An 18,048-nucleotide genomic window follows, 5' to 3' on the forward strand; every position below is an offset into this window, starting at 1 on the left:
TTAGAGAATCAAAAGTTAAAATACCAATGAAACAGACGACAGTTCGTTTGTTCATTGGTATTTTTTTTCTGTTCCCACTGAGTAATATCCTCTATACTATGAAAATACCAAGGGACATGTAAATAATCTGGATTAAACGAAAAAGTACACATGAAAAAAACGGCGCAATATATTCAGTGCCTATGATTTACTGTAATGAATGCAGTAAAAGTAAGTGTTTTCATTTTTTTAAGAAAAAGCTACCATTAGAAACGTAGACGAGGTGATAGTTTCATGATCAGTGAACGGGAAAAAGCAATTATTCGATATCTCTTAGAGAATGGACCAACAACGGTTGCTAAAATTGGGTTGCATATGTCGCTTTCGCAAAAGACAGTTTCGCAATCGCTAAAGAGAATTGATGAATTTTTGCAGGAAACAGCAATAAGGCTTGTTCGCAAACCTAGAGTAGGTGTATTTCTTGATGGTGATTCAGCTGAAATTCTAAAGTATCTTGATGGGCACGAGGAATCAAACTTACCGACGAGCAAAAAAGATCGTATTCAGTTTCTTTGCTTTGAAATACTGAAACAAAAAATGTATTTTACGCGTCAACAACTGCAAGATGCACTCTACATCAGTAAATCAACTTTAGAAAATGACATGGGGCAGGTAAGCGAGATCTTTCGTCATTTTAACGTTACGATTGAAGTTTTACCGGGGAAGGGTTCCTTTTTGAATTTGTCAGAACAAGAAAAACGTCGTTTAGCATTTGATTTGATCTACTATTTCTGGGGTGGAAATTGGAAAATAACACAAGAGCAGCAACGCTATTTGCATTCGATTCAAGGAATTCCTCAGTTTGTTAATGATTTTATTGACCTGACAAAGATTTCTTTAGTTGATACGCTCTTACAAGAGTATTTGAAAAAAGAACAAATTACGCTTAATGATGCTGCCTATCACTCACTATTGCTTCATCTAATCATCATGATTGATCGGGTCAAAGAGAAGAATTATCTGACTTTTGAAGAAAGAAGACATCCTTTGATGGAGAACAGAGCTTTTTATCGTTTTATTGCTTCAATAGAAGAAACGTTTTCTCTGTCGTTGCCAGTTTCGGAAGTTCATTATATTTCGCTTCATATCTATGGGGATTCGTTGATGAAGAAGAATGACTCCGATGATTTGCTTGATGAAACGATACGCAAATTGATTCATGAAACGATCTCCCTACGCAATGAAAGTCTTTTGTTAGGATTGGTATCACATATCAAAGAAGCTATTTATCGCATTCAAAAAGGATTAGTCATTCATAACCCTTTTCTAAATGATGTGAAGAAGAATTTCCCTTTGTCTTTTGAGGAAGCGCTTCGATTAGCTCATGCCTTAAATTGGCATTTTTCGATTTCGATCCCTGAAGATGAGGTTGCCTTTCTGGCCGTACACATCCAAGTGATGAAAGAACAACGAGAAGAAAAACAACCTAAGAAAGTGAGTGTCTTATTAGTTTGTAGCAGTGGGAAAGGCACTTCACAGCTATTAGCTGCTCGTATTCGGAGAAATTATGAGCAAATCGATATTTCCAGGATTCTTTCAATTCAAGAGTTGATTCAGACCAATATTTATGAGGACTTGATTTTATCGACAGTGGATTTAAAAATCGATTCGATTCCAACAATCCATGTTTCACCTGTACTGAATAAAGATGAGCAGCGAAAAATAGAAGCCTTTTTAAGAAAAGTCGAAGAAAAACAAAATGGTTCTTTCAGTCAGTTTGCGAAATTGATTCATGAGGACTTGATTTTTTTAGATCATCATTTTGAAGATTATCAAGAGGTGATTACATTTATTGGGGAGCAATTGATTACTCGTGGGTATGTAAACGAGGAAATGATTGACTCTTCGCTAAAAAGGGAACAGCTTTCCTTTACTTCTTTTGGACGATTCGCAACACCTCATGGTACACCAGAATACGTGAAAAAATCAGCGATTGTATTTTTACGTCTTAATAATGAGATCCACTGGGGAGAAACAAAGGTGAAATATGTCTTTTTCATCTGTATCAAAGATGAAACTGTACAAGAACTTGAGGAAATCTATGACACGATGCTTAATGTGATGGAATCAGATGAACGAACCTTCCTCCTTAAAGGGACGAAAGAGGAATTAAAAAAGTATTTACAAGGGGGAACATAAAATGAATATAGAAACACTACTACCTTTTGAACATATTGTTCTTGGTCTAGAGGCAACCACTAAAGAAGAAGTGGTCCGTCAATTAGCAAAAATATTGGTAACTGAAGGAATTGTTCAATCCGAAAATGAGTATGTTCAATCAGTTATGGAAAGAGAAGATCACTCGACCACAGGAATAGGCAATAATATAGCAATCCCCCATGGAAAAAGTGGTGCAGTTTCTGAACCCGCAATCGTTTTTGCTCGGTTAAAGGCACCATTAGAATGGCAATCCTTAGATGATGAACCAGTAACGGTTGTGATTATGCTTGCTATTCCTGAAGAACATCAAGGAGACACCCATTTACGGATCTTATCAGAAATTGCCATGAAATTGATGGATGAAGACATCACAGAAGCGCTGAAAAGCGAAACAGATAAAGAGATTATCGCGAAACTATTAAGCGAATAAAACGGAGAAAAGGAGAAAGAAGAATGAAGAGAAAAATTATTGCAGTAACGGCGTGTGCCACAGGAGTTGCCCATACCTTTATGGCGGCACAGGCGCTAAAAAAAGCAGCAGCGAAACGTGGGGATTTAATCAAGGTTGAGACACAAGGAGCAACAGGTATCGAAAATGAATTGAACGAGCGGGATTGTCAAATTGGGGAAGTCGTGATTTTTGCCGTCGATACGAAAGTGAGAAATGAAGAGCGTTTCAATGGCAAGGAGATCCTTAAAGTCCCGGTAGCAGCCCCTATAAAAAATGCAGAAAAAGTAATTGAAGATGCATTAAAGCTGATTGATCAATAAAGAGGAGGAAAATCAGATGAAAAAGTTGGCAAGTGAAATGAAAAATCATGTTTTAACAGGAATATCTTATATGATTCCTCTGGTGATTGCCGGAGCAGTTATCATGGCGATTTCTCGAGTAGGCGGATCAATATTTGGGATCGTCGATATTTGGGACGCCTCTCATGGAGAAAGTGCGAATACGATCATCCGATTACTCCATAGTTTAGATGGATTCGGTGGCATCGCTTTAGGATTGATGTTTCCCGTAATATCGGCATTTATTGCTTATTCGATTTCCGATAAGCTAGGGATTGCCCCTGGTCTTGTTGGAGGTATGTTAGTAAAAGACATTAACGCAGGCTTCTTAGGCGCAATTGTTTCAGGGCTGATCGCTGGGTACATTTGCTTGTGGATCAAAAACCATATAAAGCTGCCAAAATCGATGGCATCGGTAGTTCCAGTGTTCTTAGTTCCTGTTTTAGGTACTTTAGTCACTGTCCTACTTGTGAATTATGTGATCGGTACACCATTTGCAGCTATCAATGTGGGCTTAGAGTCATGGTTGAACGGATTGAGTGGCGGAAATGCGATCGTGATGGCGGCAGTTGTAGGGGCAATGGTTGGATTTGACCTTGGGGGACCAGTAAATAAGGCAGCTGTGACAACCGCGATGGCTTTATTGACAAGTAACGTTTATGCACCAAACACTGCAGCGCAAGTGGCAATCATTATTCCACCAATTGGTTTAGGCTTAGCGACTGTTTTTGCAAAGAGTAAATACAATAACGAATTAAAAGAAGCAGGAAAATCGTCGATCATTATGGGTCTAGTAGGCATTTCAGAAGGAGCGATCCCATTTGCGGTGGAAAATCCACTAAAAGTGATCCCAGTGAATATGATTGGTTCAGCGATTGGTTCTGCAATGGCTGTAGGTCTTGGAGCTGTCAATACAGCCCCAATCTCTGGTTTTTATGGCTGGTTCACTGTAGAAAAATGGCCACTGTATGTTTTATCGATTGCTACTGGCTCATTATTCATTGCGATTTGTACAAGCTTGCTACGTTCAAAAGATGCGGGGAAAGAAACAGATACCACGATGGAAGAATTTGACGAAGCTGCTTGGGAAGAGCAGTGGGAAGCATAGCTATGACAAATGTACACATAGTAAACCACACCCATTGGGATCGTGAATGGTATTTTACTTCAATGGACTGTGTCGTTTTGAGTGATCAATTATTTAGTGATGTACTAAAAGAACTAAAGAGGCAACCGACTGCTTCTTTCGTGCTAGATGGACAACTGTCTATTCTAGACGATTATTTAGAACTCTATCCTGAGCGCTTGACTGAGGTCAGAGAGTTGATCGCCAATGGTCAATTGTTCATCGGTCCTTGGTACACCCAAACAGATGCCTTTTTTGCTTCTGGTGAGTCCATCATTCGAAATGCCATGATTGGTATATTTGATAGCAAAAAATATGGCAGCTATATGCCGATCGGCTATTTGCCAGATACATTTGGTTTTAATGCTCAAATGCCAACCATATTGAACGAAGTTGGACTTGATAACATTATCTTTTGGCGAGGCATCGATTTAGGGGAACAGGTCAAATCCCCTTACTTTAAATGGACGAGTTTAAGTGGGCAAGATTCACTGTATGCGGTGAATTTTCCTCAAGGATATGGTGCACAGCAGCAATTGGAGCCAACGAGCAGTTATGTAGATGGCAGACTCGATAAAGGTGTCGATTTTATTAAGAGCTACGCGAATGAACCTGAAATCTTGATTCCAACTGGAAATGATCAGTTAGGCATTGTTTCTGCCATAGAAGAAAAACTAACGAAAATCAATCAGCTTGGAAAATACAAGTATCAATTGAGCACCTATCCAGCATTTATGGAGATCGTCCGTCAAAAAGAACTGGAAGTTTATCAAGGAGAGTTTCGTGCACCGGTTTTTGCGCGGGTTCACAAAACGATTGGTTCTGTACGAATGGATCTGAAACGTGAGATTTTTCGATTAGAAAATAAATTAATTTTAGAAATTGAACCAATGTTAGTTATTGCGAAAGATTTAGGGATCGAATTAAGTAATCGCTTGCTAATGAAAGCTTGGAAAAAGTTATTTGAATGTCAAGCCCATGATAGTTTGGCAGGCTGTGTATCAGATAGTGTTGCACAAGATATCAGTCATCGGGTAAAAGAAATCAGTGAGATTTGTGAGAGCATTGAAAATTTGATTTTAAAAAGAATCAGTGAAGGACTCGCTTTACAAGCCAATCAATTTCTGATTCTTCATCCAACACCAGTGCCATTTCAAGGGGATAAATTCGTTAAGATCGTATCCAGAACCAACAATATCAAGGTTATTGGAGCTGATTCATCTGTACTTGAAGCAGTGTATATCCCAAGCAGGAAAAATATTATGGAAGAAACTCCGGCTGGCAACCGTTTTATTGAAGAAGAGGGGTATTATCTGTTAACCGTTCAAGTGACCTGTGCCTTTTCAGGCCTTGGTTATCAAGTCCTTACATTTGAAGAGCAAGAGACAACTCCCGATTCGTCTTTAGATCAAAACACATGGATTAGAAATGGAAAATACATGCTTTCCTTTGAAGACGGCCATCTGATTTATTCAGATGGAAAACAACAGATCGTGGATTTCTTGTCGATCATCGATGATAGTAATGCCGGTGATACGTATGACTATTCGCCTATTTTGAATGATCAACCGATCACGCTTTCTTTTGCCAGTTGCAAAGGAAAGCAAGAAACATTGGTTTTGGAAGGAAGTTTACAGCTACCGTATACGATCGAAGAACGGATGAAAGGGATCGCCACCAAAACATTCGCCTATACATTGACCCTCCAACTGACAAAAAACGGTGAGGTAAACGCAAAGCTACGTTTTAAAAATACGCTTTTAAATCATCGGATTCGAGTGAAGGCTCGATTAAACAAGCCGATAAAAAGAGCGGTTGCAGCCATTCAATTTGGTTATCTTGAAAAAAGAAATCAAACACTGGAAAATTGGCAAGAAAAATATGCAGAAAAACCCGTCAATATTGAACCATTTGAAAAACAAGTGGTTGTTAATGATCAAGAGAACGCCCTCGTTTTTTATAGCGAGCAGAGCAAAGAGTATGAATATCTCGACGACTCCTTATATGTAACGGTACTAGCTACAACCGACTCCCTTGGAAAACCGGATTTGTTGTATCGACCAGGTCGCGCTTCTGGCGATACAACCAAAAAGGGACATATTATGATGGAAACGCCTCTCGCTCAAATGGAAAACCATGAGATGGTCTTCGATTTTTCCCTGCGAGTTGCATCAACAGCTATTTCTGAAGAGTTGTTGGCTACTTGGAAAACTGTTAAAGAACAGCCATCGATTTCTTATCAATTGCAAGATTTGAATTACTTTATTTATCGCATAGATAATAAAATTCAAAAGCGCATTGATCCATTATCTCTGACCGACATGTCTCTTTCTTTGTTGTCCTGCAGCTTAGAACCAGGTGTGGGTGTCAGCGCGCTTCATAATGCGTATTACTCTGAGGGAATCGTTATCCGCTTCGTCAATTCAACGAACAAAGAACGATCTCTTGAGCCAAAAAAATTATTTAATGGGTACGCATATCAACGAGTCAATGCATTAGAAGAACCGCTTGAAGCGGATCATATCATCCATGCTTATGGGGTAGCAACCTATTTATTAACTAAAAACTAGGAATAAAGAACACAAAATTTGTCGAGAAGGAATTGCTTCTGTAACGTTTTCCTCTACAAGATTTTGTGTTCTCGCTTTTTTACAATATTTAGAAGGAGTTTTTATGTCCGTACAACTTTTATTGCTTGCCTCACTGCCTGCACTAGGATGGGGCTTAATGCCAATCGTCGCTAAATTGATGGGAGGGAAATCAGAGGAACAACTGCTAGGAACAACAATCGCAGCCTTGATTTTCGGTAGTGTATTTGGTTTTTTGAATCAAGTGAGTTATGCCATGGTGCCATTTTTCATCAGTTTATTATCTGGGGTTTTTTGGGCTTGTGGACAATACTTCCAATTTCTCGCTTTGGAAAAAGCGGAGGTTTCTAAAGTAATGCCCGTCTCCGTCGGTACCCAATTGTTATTTGTTACATTAGCATCTGGCTTCTTTCTCAAAGAATGGAAAGATTTAACGACTGTAATTTTCTCAATCATGGCACTAGGAGTCATCCTAACAGGTGTTTTCCTTGTAACTAAGACAACTCATCAGAAAACAAGCTTATCACAGCAAGTACTTCTTTATCTATGTTGTTCTTCAGCTTTTTTGATGCTATATGTGACAGTCACTGGTCTGTTTCAGATAAGTGGAGCACAGATTTTCTTGCCTCAGGCAGTAGGGATGTTTCTCGGGGGAAGCGTGATTTCCTTGAAAAGTAAGAAACAACTGCGTTTCCGCAAAATAATCCGCAATTTAGGTACTGGTAGCACTTGGGTTCTCGCGAATGCTTCGTTATTCGCTGTGTCGTCTTCATTGGGTGTAGGCGTAACCTATTCATTTTCTCAAATGAGCTTACTTGTTGCCACCTATGGAAGTATTATTTTCTTAAAGGAACGAAAAGTTGGCAGAGAAAAGCAATTTGTTGCTCTTGGTAGCTTGCTCTATATTGTTGGTGTATTAGGGATGAGTTGGTTGAAATAAATTTATCAGTTGAGCAATTTTAGTTAGCGACCAATAAAATAGCAGATAATAGTTTAACAAATAAATAATTTCAAAGAGTGGGTAGCCACTCTTTTTTTGTTTTGTTTAGAACATGAATATTTACCTTATGCCACATTTTTTTATTTAAACAAGTAGCGACATAGGATCACTTTTTCTTCTTCGGTGTATGCCCATAATAAATTTTGTATTTTTTATAGAAAAAAGTGATATTGGTGAAACCTGCTTCAGCCGCACATTGGGTGATTGGTTTGGTGGAGGAAGCAATTAAGTTGTGGGCGAGATTCAATTTCTTTTCGATAATCAATTCGGTCAAATTTTTACTAGTTTCTCGTTTGATCAATGCACTTAGATAGGAAGGAGAATAGTTAAAAAGGGTGGCGAGTTTTGGCAAAGTAACTGTTTGGAAGTTCTCTTCGATATAGGTCAAGATCGCTAAAATGTGCTGTTTTTTTGCCGCTTCTTGCTTGTTGGTCTGATAGTCGAACTCACGCACGAGAAAAGTGAAAAGAATGGCTATTAGATTGCTGATGATTCGTTTACTGCCAATGGCTTTTTCATAAGTTTCTTTCAGCATTTCTTGAATCACAGCATGGATCCGATCATCTTTATTGTTCTTAAAGACAATATATTGGTCATGCGCGTGTTTGTCTGACAATGCAGTCAGAACGAAATCAAGCACGACCCCTTCATTAAACTGTTCCCGACTGATCAATTGAGCGAAATAATCCCGCTTGATCAAAAGATTGATCAAGACATCTTCTTCACCAGTCATTTCAATCGAATGTGGAATTCCAGTATCAATCAGACAAATTTGTCCTTTTGTCAGCGTAACTTTCTGATCATCGATCAATTGGATGCATGTTCCTGAGTAGATATAATTTAATTCGATAAAACTGTGGTTATGATAAGGAACTGGACTGAAGCGGCTTTGCTTTACCAGAGTAAAGTTTTCTTGTTCTTCTATCAGATTATCGAATAAGTAAACTTGTCGGCCATTGATCGTCACTTTTTCCAGCTGTTTATAATAGTCAGAAAGGTGGTTTGGATGGTCTCTGTGATAGCATTCTCGCTCAGATAACTGAAAAAGCTTTTTTTCCATTTCTTCGGTTGTCATTATGATCCCCTCCTTTCGTAAATCTAAAAATATGATAATTATCTGCAAAGAAGATGACATTGTTTCAATCTGCAGAATTGCTTATGATACATTTGAAAGCGTATTTATTATGATTTTAAATGAATTTGGATGAGAAAGAAAGAGGAATTTGTATGAAAAAGATAACGAATTTATTGAACGAAAAATATGATAATCATATTTTTCCGTTTTTATGGATGCATGGAGAAGAGAAGGAGACGATTCAAACTTACATCAATAAAATTTCCGAAGCCGGCATCCGATCTGTCTGCATCGAATCACGCCCTCATGAAGAATTTTTGAAAGTGCAATGGTGGGACGAGTTGGCGATCATCATTGAAGAGTGTGAAAAAAGACAAATGACACTTTGGATTTTGGATGACAAGCACTTTCCAACAGGCTACGCCGCAGGAGAAATTGAGAAGAATCATCGACATTTGCAGAAAGAATTTTTGAATTTTCGTCAATTTGATTTTGTAGGTCCCAAAAAGAATGCTGGAATTATGTTGGATTGGTGTTTCAATGCAGAGCGACCGAATATTTTGAATTCCGAAGGGGAAACGGTTAAGGAGAGTGGCAAATCGTTTTTTTCTGCTGAAATCATCAGCGCCGTTGCGGTCAAAAAAACTGGATTTAAGCAGATCAGCGAGGAGGAGTGGATCGACCTTACAGACTCAATTATTGATGAGACATTGTATTGGTCTATTCCTGAAGGAGAGTGGAGTATCTTTGTCTTTTACACGACACAAGAAGGCGGGGAAGCTTCGACACAAGGGTACTTGAATCCTTTGGTACCAGAAGCAACAGATGTTTTGCTGGAAACGGTTTATCAAAGTCATTATCAACACTTTGGAGAGAAATTTGGCACAACGATCCAAGGATTTTTCTCAGATGAACCGCGGTTTGGGAATATCAAGGGTCCTGATGCAGTCCTTGGAAAAGTAGATATGCCATTGCCGTGGCGGTATGATTTGTTGATTTTGTTAGCAAACCAGCTAGCCATATCTGAAACTGAGCTGCGAGGGCTTTTGCCGGCTCTCTATCGTGGTGAATCAAAACAGGCGGCTAAGATTCGTTACAATTATATGTCGTTGGTTTCTGAGCTATATAGTCAACACTTTTCTCAGCGGATCGGACGTTGGTGTCGTGAACATAAAGTCGACTATATCGGACATGTGATTGAGGATAACAATGCCCATGCACGTTTAGGCTATGGGGCAGGTCACTTCTTTCAATCGATGAAAGGTCAATCGATGGCAGGAATCGATGTCGTTTTGCATCAATTGATGCCGCAACAAAATGATGGATACTTTGAAGCCATGACATCTACTGGCTGGGATGGTGAATTTTTCCATTACGCATTAGGGAAAATGGGGGCGTCTTTAGGAAACTTAGACCCTGTGAAACAAGGTCGAACGATGTGCGAAGTATTCGGCGCATATGGTTGGTCAGAAGGAACCAAACTGATGAAATGGCTAACCGATCACATGCTGGTGCGAGGGGTCAATCATTTTGTCCCTCATGCCTTTTCAATGAATGACTTTCCTGATGCCGATTGTCCGCCGCATTTTTATGCGCAAGGCCATAATCCACAATTTGAGGGCTTCAAACAGCTGATGACGTATATGAATCGTTTGAGTTATCTATTTAGTGACGGGAAACATCAAGCGGACATTGCTGTGCTGTACCATGCTGAAGCGGAGTGGGCAGGCACTTATATGCCGATTCAAAAAGTTGCTCGTGAACTGATGGAACATCAATACGAATTTGAAATCGTTTCGGTTGAGATGATGCTTGATGCGCAATATACGAATCGAACGTTTGTCATCAATGAGCACGCCTTTCAAACACTAGTCATTCCATATATTGAGCGAATGCCTGATTCATTGATCAAAAAGCTGACAGCTCTCGCAGAATCTGGTATTCAAATTATTTTTATTGAGGAGATGGTGAAAGAATCCCTTGAACAAACTCTGCTTACCCATGAGCTTCGGCTTCTCGATCGTCTGACAGAAGTAACGCCGCTCACAGCACTTACTGATAATGCTGGCTTGAAGGTACGGGATCGTTTAGAAACGTCAAAAGCTCTGCCGTATTTGCGGTACTATCATTATCAGCAGCAAACAGATGAGGTATTCATGCTTTTCAATGAAAATGACAGTGAATCGCTGCAGTTTCAGGCTGTTTTTCCTGCTGAGAAGCCTTTAGTTCAATATGATCCAGTAGAAAATAAACTGAAACCTGTGTCATATAAAAATGGCAGCTATGAGATTCATTTAGCACCAGCAGAGAGTCTGATTCTTTTTGAAGCTACCTCGGAACAACCATTGCGTATTGAAAGAAGCAAACCAATGAAAGAAGTTCATCTAAACGATCAGCCATGGCAAGTCACTTTCGAAGGAATCGGGAAAGAGCAAGTAGCAGTTGCCTGTCAAAAACAATATTCGTCACTGCCTTTACTGGGGGTCGGTGATGACTTCAGTCGGTTTAGCGGGAAAATCACTTATACCGTGGACTTTCCTAAAGCAGTAGGAGAAGTTTTATTAAGTATTGAAGATGCTTCAGAAGTTGTGACTGTTTCAGTCAACGGTCATTGTGTAGGCACAAGAATCAGTACACCGTATACATTTGAGTTGACGGACCTGCTTCAAGAAACGAATAATTCCATCCAGATTGAAGTGATCAATAGTTTAGGTCGCAGTATGAGGGATTATCTTTCGCAATTTGTCCTGCTCGAGCCTTTGGGGATCACTGGAGAAATCAAACTTTTTATTGAGGAGGAGCAAAAATGAACAACCAGCAGTTGGCAACAGATATTTTGAAGGAAATTGGTGGAAAAGCCAATGTCGAATCGGTAACCCATTGCGTCACACGTCTGCGCTTTGTATTGCATGATACCGGTATTCCAAATAAGGAGACGATTGCTAGTCTTGACGGAGTGATCTCAGTCGTTGAACAGGGCGGACAGTACCAGATCGTCTTAGGAAATCGCGTGAACGATGTCTATGATACGGTCCTGCAACAAGTTGGCGAACTAAAAGAGGACAATACTCGTGAAAAAACAAAAAAATCTCTTTTTGATCAATTTACCACCACGATTTCAGGGATTTTCACGCCAGCTTTAGGCGCCATGGCTGCGTCAGGAACGATCAAAGGGATCTTGACGATTTTATCAGTAACAGGTATTTTGTCAGAAACTTCGGGAACCTATATCGTTTTGTACGCATTGTCTAATGCTTTCTTTTACTTCATGCCAATCTTATTAGGTGCTTCGGCGGCAAATTATTTTAAATTAAACAGCTATGTCGGAATGTTGATCGGGGCATCGTTGATCTATCCTACTTTGCTCCCGTATGCGACAGAAGGTAGTTTGACTTTTTTGTCGATTCCCGTGAATATGATGGACTATACTTCTTCCGTTTTTCCGGCAATCATTGCTGTCTGGGTGGCAGCCCAAATCAATGGTTTCGTTCAGAAATGGCCGTTGAAGGATTTGCGATTCATGGTACAGCCTCTTATCGTGTTGCTAGTTTCTGTCCCCCTTGCCTTGCTGGTCGTTGGTCCAATTATATCCAACTTATCCAGTCTACTGGCAACGCTTGTAAATAATGTTTATCAATTCAGTCCGGTTTTGGGTGGGCTGGTGATTGGGGGACCATGGATCTTGATGGTCATGTTCGGATTGCATTGGGCATTCATTCCGATTTTTCTTAACAACATGGCGATGCAAGGATTCGATCCTGTGATGGGTCTGCTCCTAGCGAACCAAATGGCAATGGCTGGAGCTGTCGTGGCGGTTGGTCTACGAACGAAAAATGATAAAACGAAAGCACTCGCATACTCAACAGGTCTGACAACCTTGATTGGTGTCAGCGAACCAGCATTGTACGGGGTATTACTTCCTTATAAGCGTCCGCTGATCGCTGCTGTTATCGGTGGAAGTTTAGGTGGTGTTATTGCAGGATTTATGCAGACAGTGCAGTATTCTTTTGGTGGTTCGGGATTATTGGGTATTCCTTTGATCATCAATCCAGCAGGAATCGATGGTGGATTTTATGGTGGGATCGCTTCGCAGGTAGTAGGGCTTGTTACGGCATTTCTAATCACCTATTTTTGGGGGATTATAGAACCTGAAAAAAGTAAAACAGTCAAATCAAAAGAATCAGTGAATACAAAAATCAATTTTCAAGAAGTCGTTCAAGGAGAAGTCGTTCCCTTAACTGAGGTTCCTGACAAAGTTTTTTCAGAAGGCTTGATGGGGCAAGGTAAAGCTGTCAAACCGGAATCAAATACCTTTTATGCCCCTTTTGATGGCGTGGTCACTGCTTTATTTCCGACAAAGCATGCGATCGGCTTGACCAGTGATCAAGGCGTTGAGCTTTTGATCCATATCGGTGTTGACACCGTAGAGCTAGAAGGCAGGCACTTTACGACCCTTGTTGAAGCAAATCAAGCAATCAAAAAGGGCCAGCCCCTGATAAAAGCCGATCTCGCAGCTAACCAAGCAGAGGGATATGCGACCATTACGCCAGTTGTGGTAACAAATGCGTCAGCATTCGAAAAGATCATGAATGAAAAAGAGTCTCTTATTGTTGCTAACTAAAATGTTAGATTCAATGCAAAAAAACATGAAATCAGTGAATGATTTCATGTTTTTTTTACCGCCCATTCTCCGTCTGTCGATAATCACTAGGTGAAATGCCGACTTTTTTCTTGAATAAACGGCTGAAATAGGCGGTGTTTTCGATGCCGATCGCCAATGAGATCTCTTTGATGGAAAGCCGAGAATAGCGCAAAAGGTCTTTCGAATAAGAGATGCGTTTGCTGATCTGGTACTCGATGGGGGGCAAGCCCATATATTTGGAAAACTCCTTGACGATTTGATACTTATTGATATGATACCTTTCCTCCAAAGATTCCAAGGTGATCCCTTGACGGAAATCTTCTTCTAGCTGGTCACGAATCTGCAAAATATAAGGCGGGATCTCACTATCCGAAAAATCGAGATGATATTTTTGCAGGAGCAGTTCATTGAGCAGCTGATGGATCAAAACAGAGCTTTGGAAGGCAGTTTTCGCATTTGGTTCTGGCTGTAGCATCAATAATTCTTGTAAGACCAAATGGATCGGATTTTGGCGGCTGCTGGCAGGATTGGTGTGAAAAACTGGACTGCCATTTTTGAGGAATTCCTCATAAAACGCTGCGACGTTGGCGCCATATAGATGGATCCAGTCCATTTCCCAGGGCTCTTGACTAACGGTGCGGTAGTACTGATAGTCTAGACAGTCGATAAAAAACACATCACCTGCTTTCAATTGATAGCTTTTTCCTTTGTAGCGCAATTCACCGCAGCCGGACAATGTATATTTGATCAAATAAGAAGGCAGGTTCTCTCGTTCTGTAAAGTAAGGTTTGCTGGCTTTGAAATAGCCGATTTCTTGAATGTAATAGAAAAGTTCACGCTGCTTTTGGGTTGAAGTATTGATGTAACGCAGTGAATCGGTTGACCATGAGTGGTTGGCTTTTTCCCAGTAATCCATCGGATCCTCCTTTTTACCAAGATTGTGCAAGTCTTTATCAAAATTGTGTGATGAAACTCGTTGATTGTCAAGCTAAAATTGAGGCAACAAGAATGAATCAGTGAATTGTAATCGATTTATTTTTAAACAAGATAATGAAAGGTGGAGACCAGTGAACACATTTATCGCAATCGATATCGGTGCATCAAGCGGTCGTCTGATGCTGAGCCGTTGGGAAAATGAGCAGATCACTTTAGAAGAGATCCATCGCTTTAAAAACGGCTTTCGTCCTCATGAAGGCTTTGACCGTTGGGCGATCGATTATTTGATCCAAGAGATTTTAGTAGGACTGCAAAAAGTGAAACAAGCAGGTATCAATGACTGCTTCGTCGGAATCGACACCTGGGCAGTGGATTACTGTTTGATCGATCAAGCAGGCGAACGTTTAGGCGACCCAGTCGCTTATCGAGATAGTCGCACCAATGATGCGATCGCAACTTTTGGTCAGCGCTATTCTTTGCAAAAACTGTATGAGAAAACAGGCATTCAGTTGCAGCCCTTCAACACGATTTTTCAGTTAGCCACAGAAGAAGCGCAACTGCTGCAAAAAGCCGACAAGCTGCTGCTGATTCCAGACTACTTGGGCTACGTTTTTACTGGCAAGATGGTCACGGAAAAAACCAATGCTTCGACGATGCAGCTTCTAAATGCCAACACCCAAACATGGGATACAGAATTGTTAGCTGAGATTGGCGTAACAGAAGGACTATTCCCACCATTGGTTGATGCTGGAACGGTTTTAGGCACACTGCAAACACAGAAGTTTCCAGCCTATGATTTGCCACAAGCGACCTTTGTCACTGTCGCTAGTCATGATACGGCATCAGCGATCATCGGTACACCTGGAGAGGGGGCAGATTGGGGCTACATCAGCAGCGGGACTTGGTCATTGCTGGGGATCGAAACCAAAGTACCCAATGTTTCCCTTGCCGCCTTTGATGAAAATTATACGAACGAATGGGGTGCCCACAACACGATTCGCTTTTTAAAAAACATCATGGGCATGTGGCTGATCCAAGAAGTGGCTCGGCAGCAAAACTATCAGTATTCCTATGCAGAATTGGCGGAATTGGCGCAAGCCACGCCTGCTTTTCAACAGTTTGTCGATGTCAATGATCCTCGTTTTTTGAATCCAGAAAACATGATTACTGAACTGCAAGCGTATTGTCGAGAAACCCAGCAGAAAGTTCCAGAAACCGCAGGGGAACTGGCTCGCTGTGTGTATGATAACTTAGCGCTTTGTTATGCCAGTGAATTACAAAAGCTGGAACAGCTGACAGGTACGACGAGCAAGCTGCAAAAATTGCATATCGTGGGGGGCGGTTCCAACAATCGCTTTTTAAATCAACTGACGGCTGATGTTGCGCAGCTGACGATCGAAGCTGGCCCAAGTGAAGCAACGGCGATCGGTAATCTTTTAATGCAGATGATGAGTGCTGGCATCTTCACGTCGCTGGCTGAAGCACGCCGTGCGGTCAAACACTCATTTCCTTGCAGTGTTCATGAACCACAGCCTTTTGATCACAAGATTTTAAGCAACTATCAACGTTTTATAGAAGGAGTAGGAAAAAAATGACAACGATTCAACAGCGTTATGAAGAAGCTAAGACAGCATATGCCAAATTAGGCGTCGACACGGATGCGGTTTTGAAAAAATTAACCGATGTGAAAATCTCGATGCATGTTTGGCAAGGGGACGATGTCCAAGGATTTTTGAGTGATGAAGCATTATCTGGTGGGATCTCTGTAACGGGGAATTATCCTGGTGCTGCCCATACCCCAGAGGAGTTGCGCCAAGATTTAGAAAAAGCCTACTCTTTGATTCCTGGAAAACACAAATTGAACCTTCACGCCATCTATTTAGACACCGAGGAAGCAGTGGATCTAAATGAATTGGAGCCGAAGCATTTTGAAAAATGGGTTGCTTGGGCGAAGGAACAAGGCTTAGGTTTAGACTTCAATCCAACCTTTTTCTCACATCCCATGTTCAAAGATGGCTTTACCCTTGCTTCACCAGATGAAGAAGTTCGTCAGTTCTGGATCGAACACAGCAAACGTTCTCGTCAAATCGCTGCTTATATGGGGAAAGAAACTGGGCAAGTCTGTGTCAATAATTTCTGGGTGCCAGATGGCTACAAAGACAACCCGATCGATCGTTTTACACCACGGGAACGCTTGATGACAGCATTAGATGAGATTTTTGCTGAAGAATTGCCAGCGGAATACACGGTAGATGCCGTGGAAAGCAAGTTGTTTGGTCTTGGTGCCGAAGCCTACACCGTCGGCTCTCATGAATTTTATATGGGCTATGGCTTGACGCGCGATAAATTGATTTGTTTGGATGCTGGACATTTCCATCCAACCGAAGTGATCTCCAATAAATTGTCTTCATTGGCACTATTTAGCAAAGGCATTTTGCTGCATGTCAGCCGTCCTGTACGCTGGGATAGTGATCATGTCGTGATCATGGACGATGAATTGCAAGAGATTGGCCGCGAATTAGTTCGCAATGACTTATTGCCAAAAACCAACATTGGGTTAGATTTCTTTGATGCGACGATCAATCGGGTCGCTGCGTGGGTGATCGGGACGCGCAATACTCAAAAAGCGTTGCTAAAAGCGATGCTAGAACCGATCGAAGAACTAAAAGCAATCGAATTATCAGGTGATTTCACCACTCGTTTAGCCATGACGGAAGAATTAAAAGACTATCCGTATGCAGATGTTTGGAATTACTTCTGTGAAAGCCAAGGGGTACCAGCAGGTCTGGATTGGCTATCAGAAGTGAAAGCCTATGAAGAAACCGTCTTAAAAGCCAGAAAGTAGGAGAACGATGAAAAAGATTGATATTTTACAAGCGAATTTTGTACAAGAAATGATGGAAACGACAGCAAATCTTTACCGTTTAGGGTGGGATGAGCGCAACGGCGGCAATATTACTTACTTATTAACAGAAGAAGAGATCTTGCCTTTCATCGATCCGCAAAGCGTCTTGCGGGAAATTCCCATGATTTTTGATGCCACGGCATTAGCTGGCAAGTACTTTATCGTGACAGGTTCAGGAAAATACTTTAAAAATGTAGCGGCACATCCAGCGGAAAATCTTGGTGTGATCCGAGTCAAAGAAGATGGGCAAACATTGGAATTGCTTTGGGGCTTGGAAAATGGTGCGGTGCCAACGAGTGAACTGCCAAGTCATTTCATGAGTCATATTGCTCGCTTGTCGGTCGATCCAGAAAACCGAATCATCATGCATAACCACGCATCGCATCTTTTAGCCATGAGTTTTACCCATGAGTTGGATGAACGCAGTTTCACGCGGACCTTGTGGCAGATGTGTACGGAGTGTTTGGTGGTCTTCCCAGAGGGTGTTTCCATCATTCCTTGGATGGTTCCAGGAACGAATGAAATCGGCGAAGCAACGGCTGCTAAAATGAAAGAAACCCGTTTGGTTCTTTGGCCACAACATGGCATCTACGGTGCTGGCAAAGATATGGACGAAGTCTTTGGCTTGATTGAAACGGCAGAGAAAGCTGCGGAAGTGTACACCTATGTCAAAGCGCAAGGCCCAATCTTACAAACCATTACAGATGAAAATCTGAAAAAATTGGCTGACGCTTTCAAAGTCACTCCCCGAGCAGGCTATCTTGAGGTATAATCAATGGTAGAAGAAT

The 18,048-nt window shown here is 41.1% G+C and carries 13 protein-coding genes; 11 read left to right on the top strand and 2 right to left on the bottom strand.

Annotation, left to right across the window (positions count from 1 at the left end; translation table 11 throughout):
- Positions 1–273 precede the first annotated feature (273 nt).
- The 6 genes from IGK61_RS04070 (at position 274) to IGK61_RS04095 (ending at position 7,642) form a co-directional block, all read left to right on the top strand.
- Complete coding sequence (locus IGK61_RS04070; RefSeq protein WP_074536514.1) at positions 274–2,178, top strand: BglG family transcription antiterminator; 1,905 nt, start codon at positions 274–276, stop codon at positions 2,176–2,178.
- Position 2,179: 1 nt separating this feature from the next.
- Positions 2,180–2,629 (top strand): PTS sugar transporter subunit IIA, encoded by a 450-nt coding sequence (locus tag IGK61_RS04075; RefSeq protein ID WP_074536513.1) that lies wholly within the window; start codon positions 2,180–2,182, stop codon positions 2,627–2,629.
- Between the two features lie 23 nt (positions 2,630–2,652).
- The gene (locus IGK61_RS04080) at positions 2,653–2,970 is read left to right on the top strand and encodes a PTS fructose transporter subunit IIB (RefSeq protein ID WP_008380922.1); all 318 of its coding nucleotides are present in this window, start codon (positions 2,653–2,655) and stop codon (positions 2,968–2,970) included.
- Positions 2,960–4,096: a PTS fructose transporter subunit IIC gene (locus IGK61_RS04085; RefSeq protein WP_071859233.1), complete on the top strand. Its 1,137-nt coding sequence runs from the start codon at positions 2,960–2,962 to the stop codon at positions 4,094–4,096. The genes IGK61_RS04080 and IGK61_RS04085 overlap by 11 nt, the downstream gene beginning before the upstream one ends.
- 2 nt (positions 4,097–4,098) lie before the next feature.
- On the top strand, positions 4,099–6,684 hold the full coding sequence (locus tag IGK61_RS04090) for a glycoside hydrolase family 38 C-terminal domain-containing protein (protein WP_074536512.1): 2,586 nt from the start codon (positions 4,099–4,101) through the stop codon (positions 6,682–6,684).
- A 103-nt stretch (positions 6,685–6,787) separates the two neighbouring features.
- A complete protein-coding gene (locus tag IGK61_RS04095) occupies positions 6,788–7,642 on the top strand; it encodes a GRP family sugar transporter (RefSeq protein WP_074536511.1) in 855 nt (284 codons plus the stop codon).
- A 166-nt stretch (positions 7,643–7,808) separates the two neighbouring features.
- On the opposite strand, the gene IGK61_RS04100 is transcribed toward IGK61_RS04095, so the two are convergent.
- Positions 7,809–8,777, bottom strand: coding sequence for an AraC family transcriptional regulator (locus IGK61_RS04100; RefSeq protein ID WP_074536510.1), 969 nt, complete (start codon positions 8,775–8,777; stop codon positions 7,809–7,811).
- Between the two features lie 152 nt (positions 8,778–8,929).
- On the opposite strand from IGK61_RS04100, the gene IGK61_RS04105 reads away from it, so the two are divergent.
- Together IGK61_RS04105 and IGK61_RS04110 are read left to right on the top strand one after the other, a co-directional pair.
- Positions 8,930–11,587, top strand: coding sequence for a cadherin-like beta sandwich domain-containing protein (locus tag IGK61_RS04105; RefSeq protein ID WP_074536509.1), 2,658 nt, complete (start codon positions 8,930–8,932; stop codon positions 11,585–11,587).
- Positions 11,584–13,398 carry a beta-glucoside-specific PTS transporter subunit IIABC gene (locus IGK61_RS04110; RefSeq protein WP_074536508.1) on the top strand — a complete coding sequence of 605 codons (1,815 nt, stop codon included), beginning with the start codon at positions 11,584–11,586 and terminating at the stop codon, positions 13,396–13,398. The genes IGK61_RS04105 and IGK61_RS04110 overlap by 4 nt, the downstream gene beginning before the upstream one ends.
- Before the next feature lie 55 nt (positions 13,399–13,453).
- On the opposite strand, the gene IGK61_RS04115 is transcribed toward IGK61_RS04110, so the two are convergent.
- Complete coding sequence (locus IGK61_RS04115) at positions 13,454–14,335, bottom strand: AraC family transcriptional regulator (RefSeq protein ID WP_074536507.1); 882 nt, start codon at positions 14,333–14,335, stop codon at positions 13,454–13,456.
- 199 nt (positions 14,336–14,534) lie between these two features.
- Between IGK61_RS04115 and rhaB the strand changes: the two genes are divergently transcribed.
- Genes rhaB through rhaD form a run of 3 tightly spaced genes read left to right on the top strand, consistent with a single transcriptional unit; the run spans position 14,535 to position 18,032 of the window.
- A complete protein-coding gene (gene rhaB, locus IGK61_RS04120; RefSeq protein ID WP_205821379.1) occupies positions 14,535–15,950 on the top strand; it encodes a rhamnulokinase in 1,416 nt (471 codons plus the stop codon).
- Positions 15,947–17,200, top strand: coding sequence for an L-rhamnose isomerase (gene rhaA, locus IGK61_RS04125; protein WP_438844694.1), 1,254 nt, complete (start codon positions 15,947–15,949; stop codon positions 17,198–17,200). Before rhaB ends, rhaA begins: the two co-directional genes overlap by 4 nt.
- Before the next feature lie 7 nt (positions 17,201–17,207).
- Positions 17,208–18,032 (top strand): rhamnulose-1-phosphate aldolase, encoded by an 825-nt coding sequence (gene rhaD / locus IGK61_RS04130; RefSeq protein ID WP_074536504.1) that lies wholly within the window; start codon positions 17,208–17,210, stop codon positions 18,030–18,032.
- The last annotated feature ends 16 nt before the right edge of the window (positions 18,033–18,048 follow it).

The sequence above is a fragment of the Enterococcus sp. AZ063 genome (genome assembly GCF_051715045.1).
GTDB classification, from domain to species: Bacteria; Bacillota; Bacilli; order Lactobacillales; family Enterococcaceae; genus Enterococcus_D; species Enterococcus_D casseliflavus.

What these genes read in the sequence shown, in the direction of transcription:
- IGK61_RS04075 (WP_074536513.1), top strand. Translation starts at nt 2,180, where the DNA reads ATGAATATAGAAACACTACTACCTTTTGAACATATTGTTCTTGGTCTA.
- IGK61_RS04080 (WP_008380922.1), top strand. Translation starts at nt 2,653, where the DNA reads ATGAAGAGAAAAATTATTGCAGTAACGGCGTGTGCCACAGGAGTTGCC.
- IGK61_RS04105 (WP_074536509.1), top strand. Translation starts at nt 8,930, where the DNA reads ATGAAAAAGATAACGAATTTATTGAACGAAAAATATGATAATCATATT.
- rhaB (WP_205821379.1), top strand. Translation starts at nt 14,535, where the DNA reads ATGCTGAGCCGTTGGGAAAATGAGCAGATCACTTTAGAAGAGATCCAT.
- IGK61_RS04100 (WP_074536510.1), bottom strand. Translation starts at nt 8,777, where the DNA reads ATGACAACCGAAGAAATGGAAAAAAAGCTTTTTCAGTTATCTGAGCGA.
- IGK61_RS04115 (WP_074536507.1), bottom strand. Translation starts at nt 14,335, where the DNA reads ATGGATTACTGGGAAAAAGCCAACCACTCATGGTCAACCGATTCACTG.
- IGK61_RS04095 (WP_074536511.1), top strand. Translation starts at nt 6,788, where the DNA reads ATGTCCGTACAACTTTTATTGCTTGCCTCACTGCCTGCACTAGGATGG.
- rhaD (WP_074536504.1), top strand. Translation starts at nt 17,208, where the DNA reads ATGAAAAAGATTGATATTTTACAAGCGAATTTTGTACAAGAAATGATG.
- rhaA (WP_438844694.1), top strand. Translation starts at nt 15,947, where the DNA reads ATGACAACGATTCAACAGCGTTATGAAGAAGCTAAGACAGCATATGCC.
- IGK61_RS04070 (WP_074536514.1), top strand. Translation starts at nt 274, where the DNA reads ATGATCAGTGAACGGGAAAAAGCAATTATTCGATATCTCTTAGAGAAT.
- IGK61_RS04110 (WP_074536508.1), top strand. Translation starts at nt 11,584, where the DNA reads ATGAACAACCAGCAGTTGGCAACAGATATTTTGAAGGAAATTGGTGGA.
- IGK61_RS04090 (WP_074536512.1), top strand. Translation starts at nt 4,099, where the DNA reads ATGACAAATGTACACATAGTAAACCACACCCATTGGGATCGTGAATGG.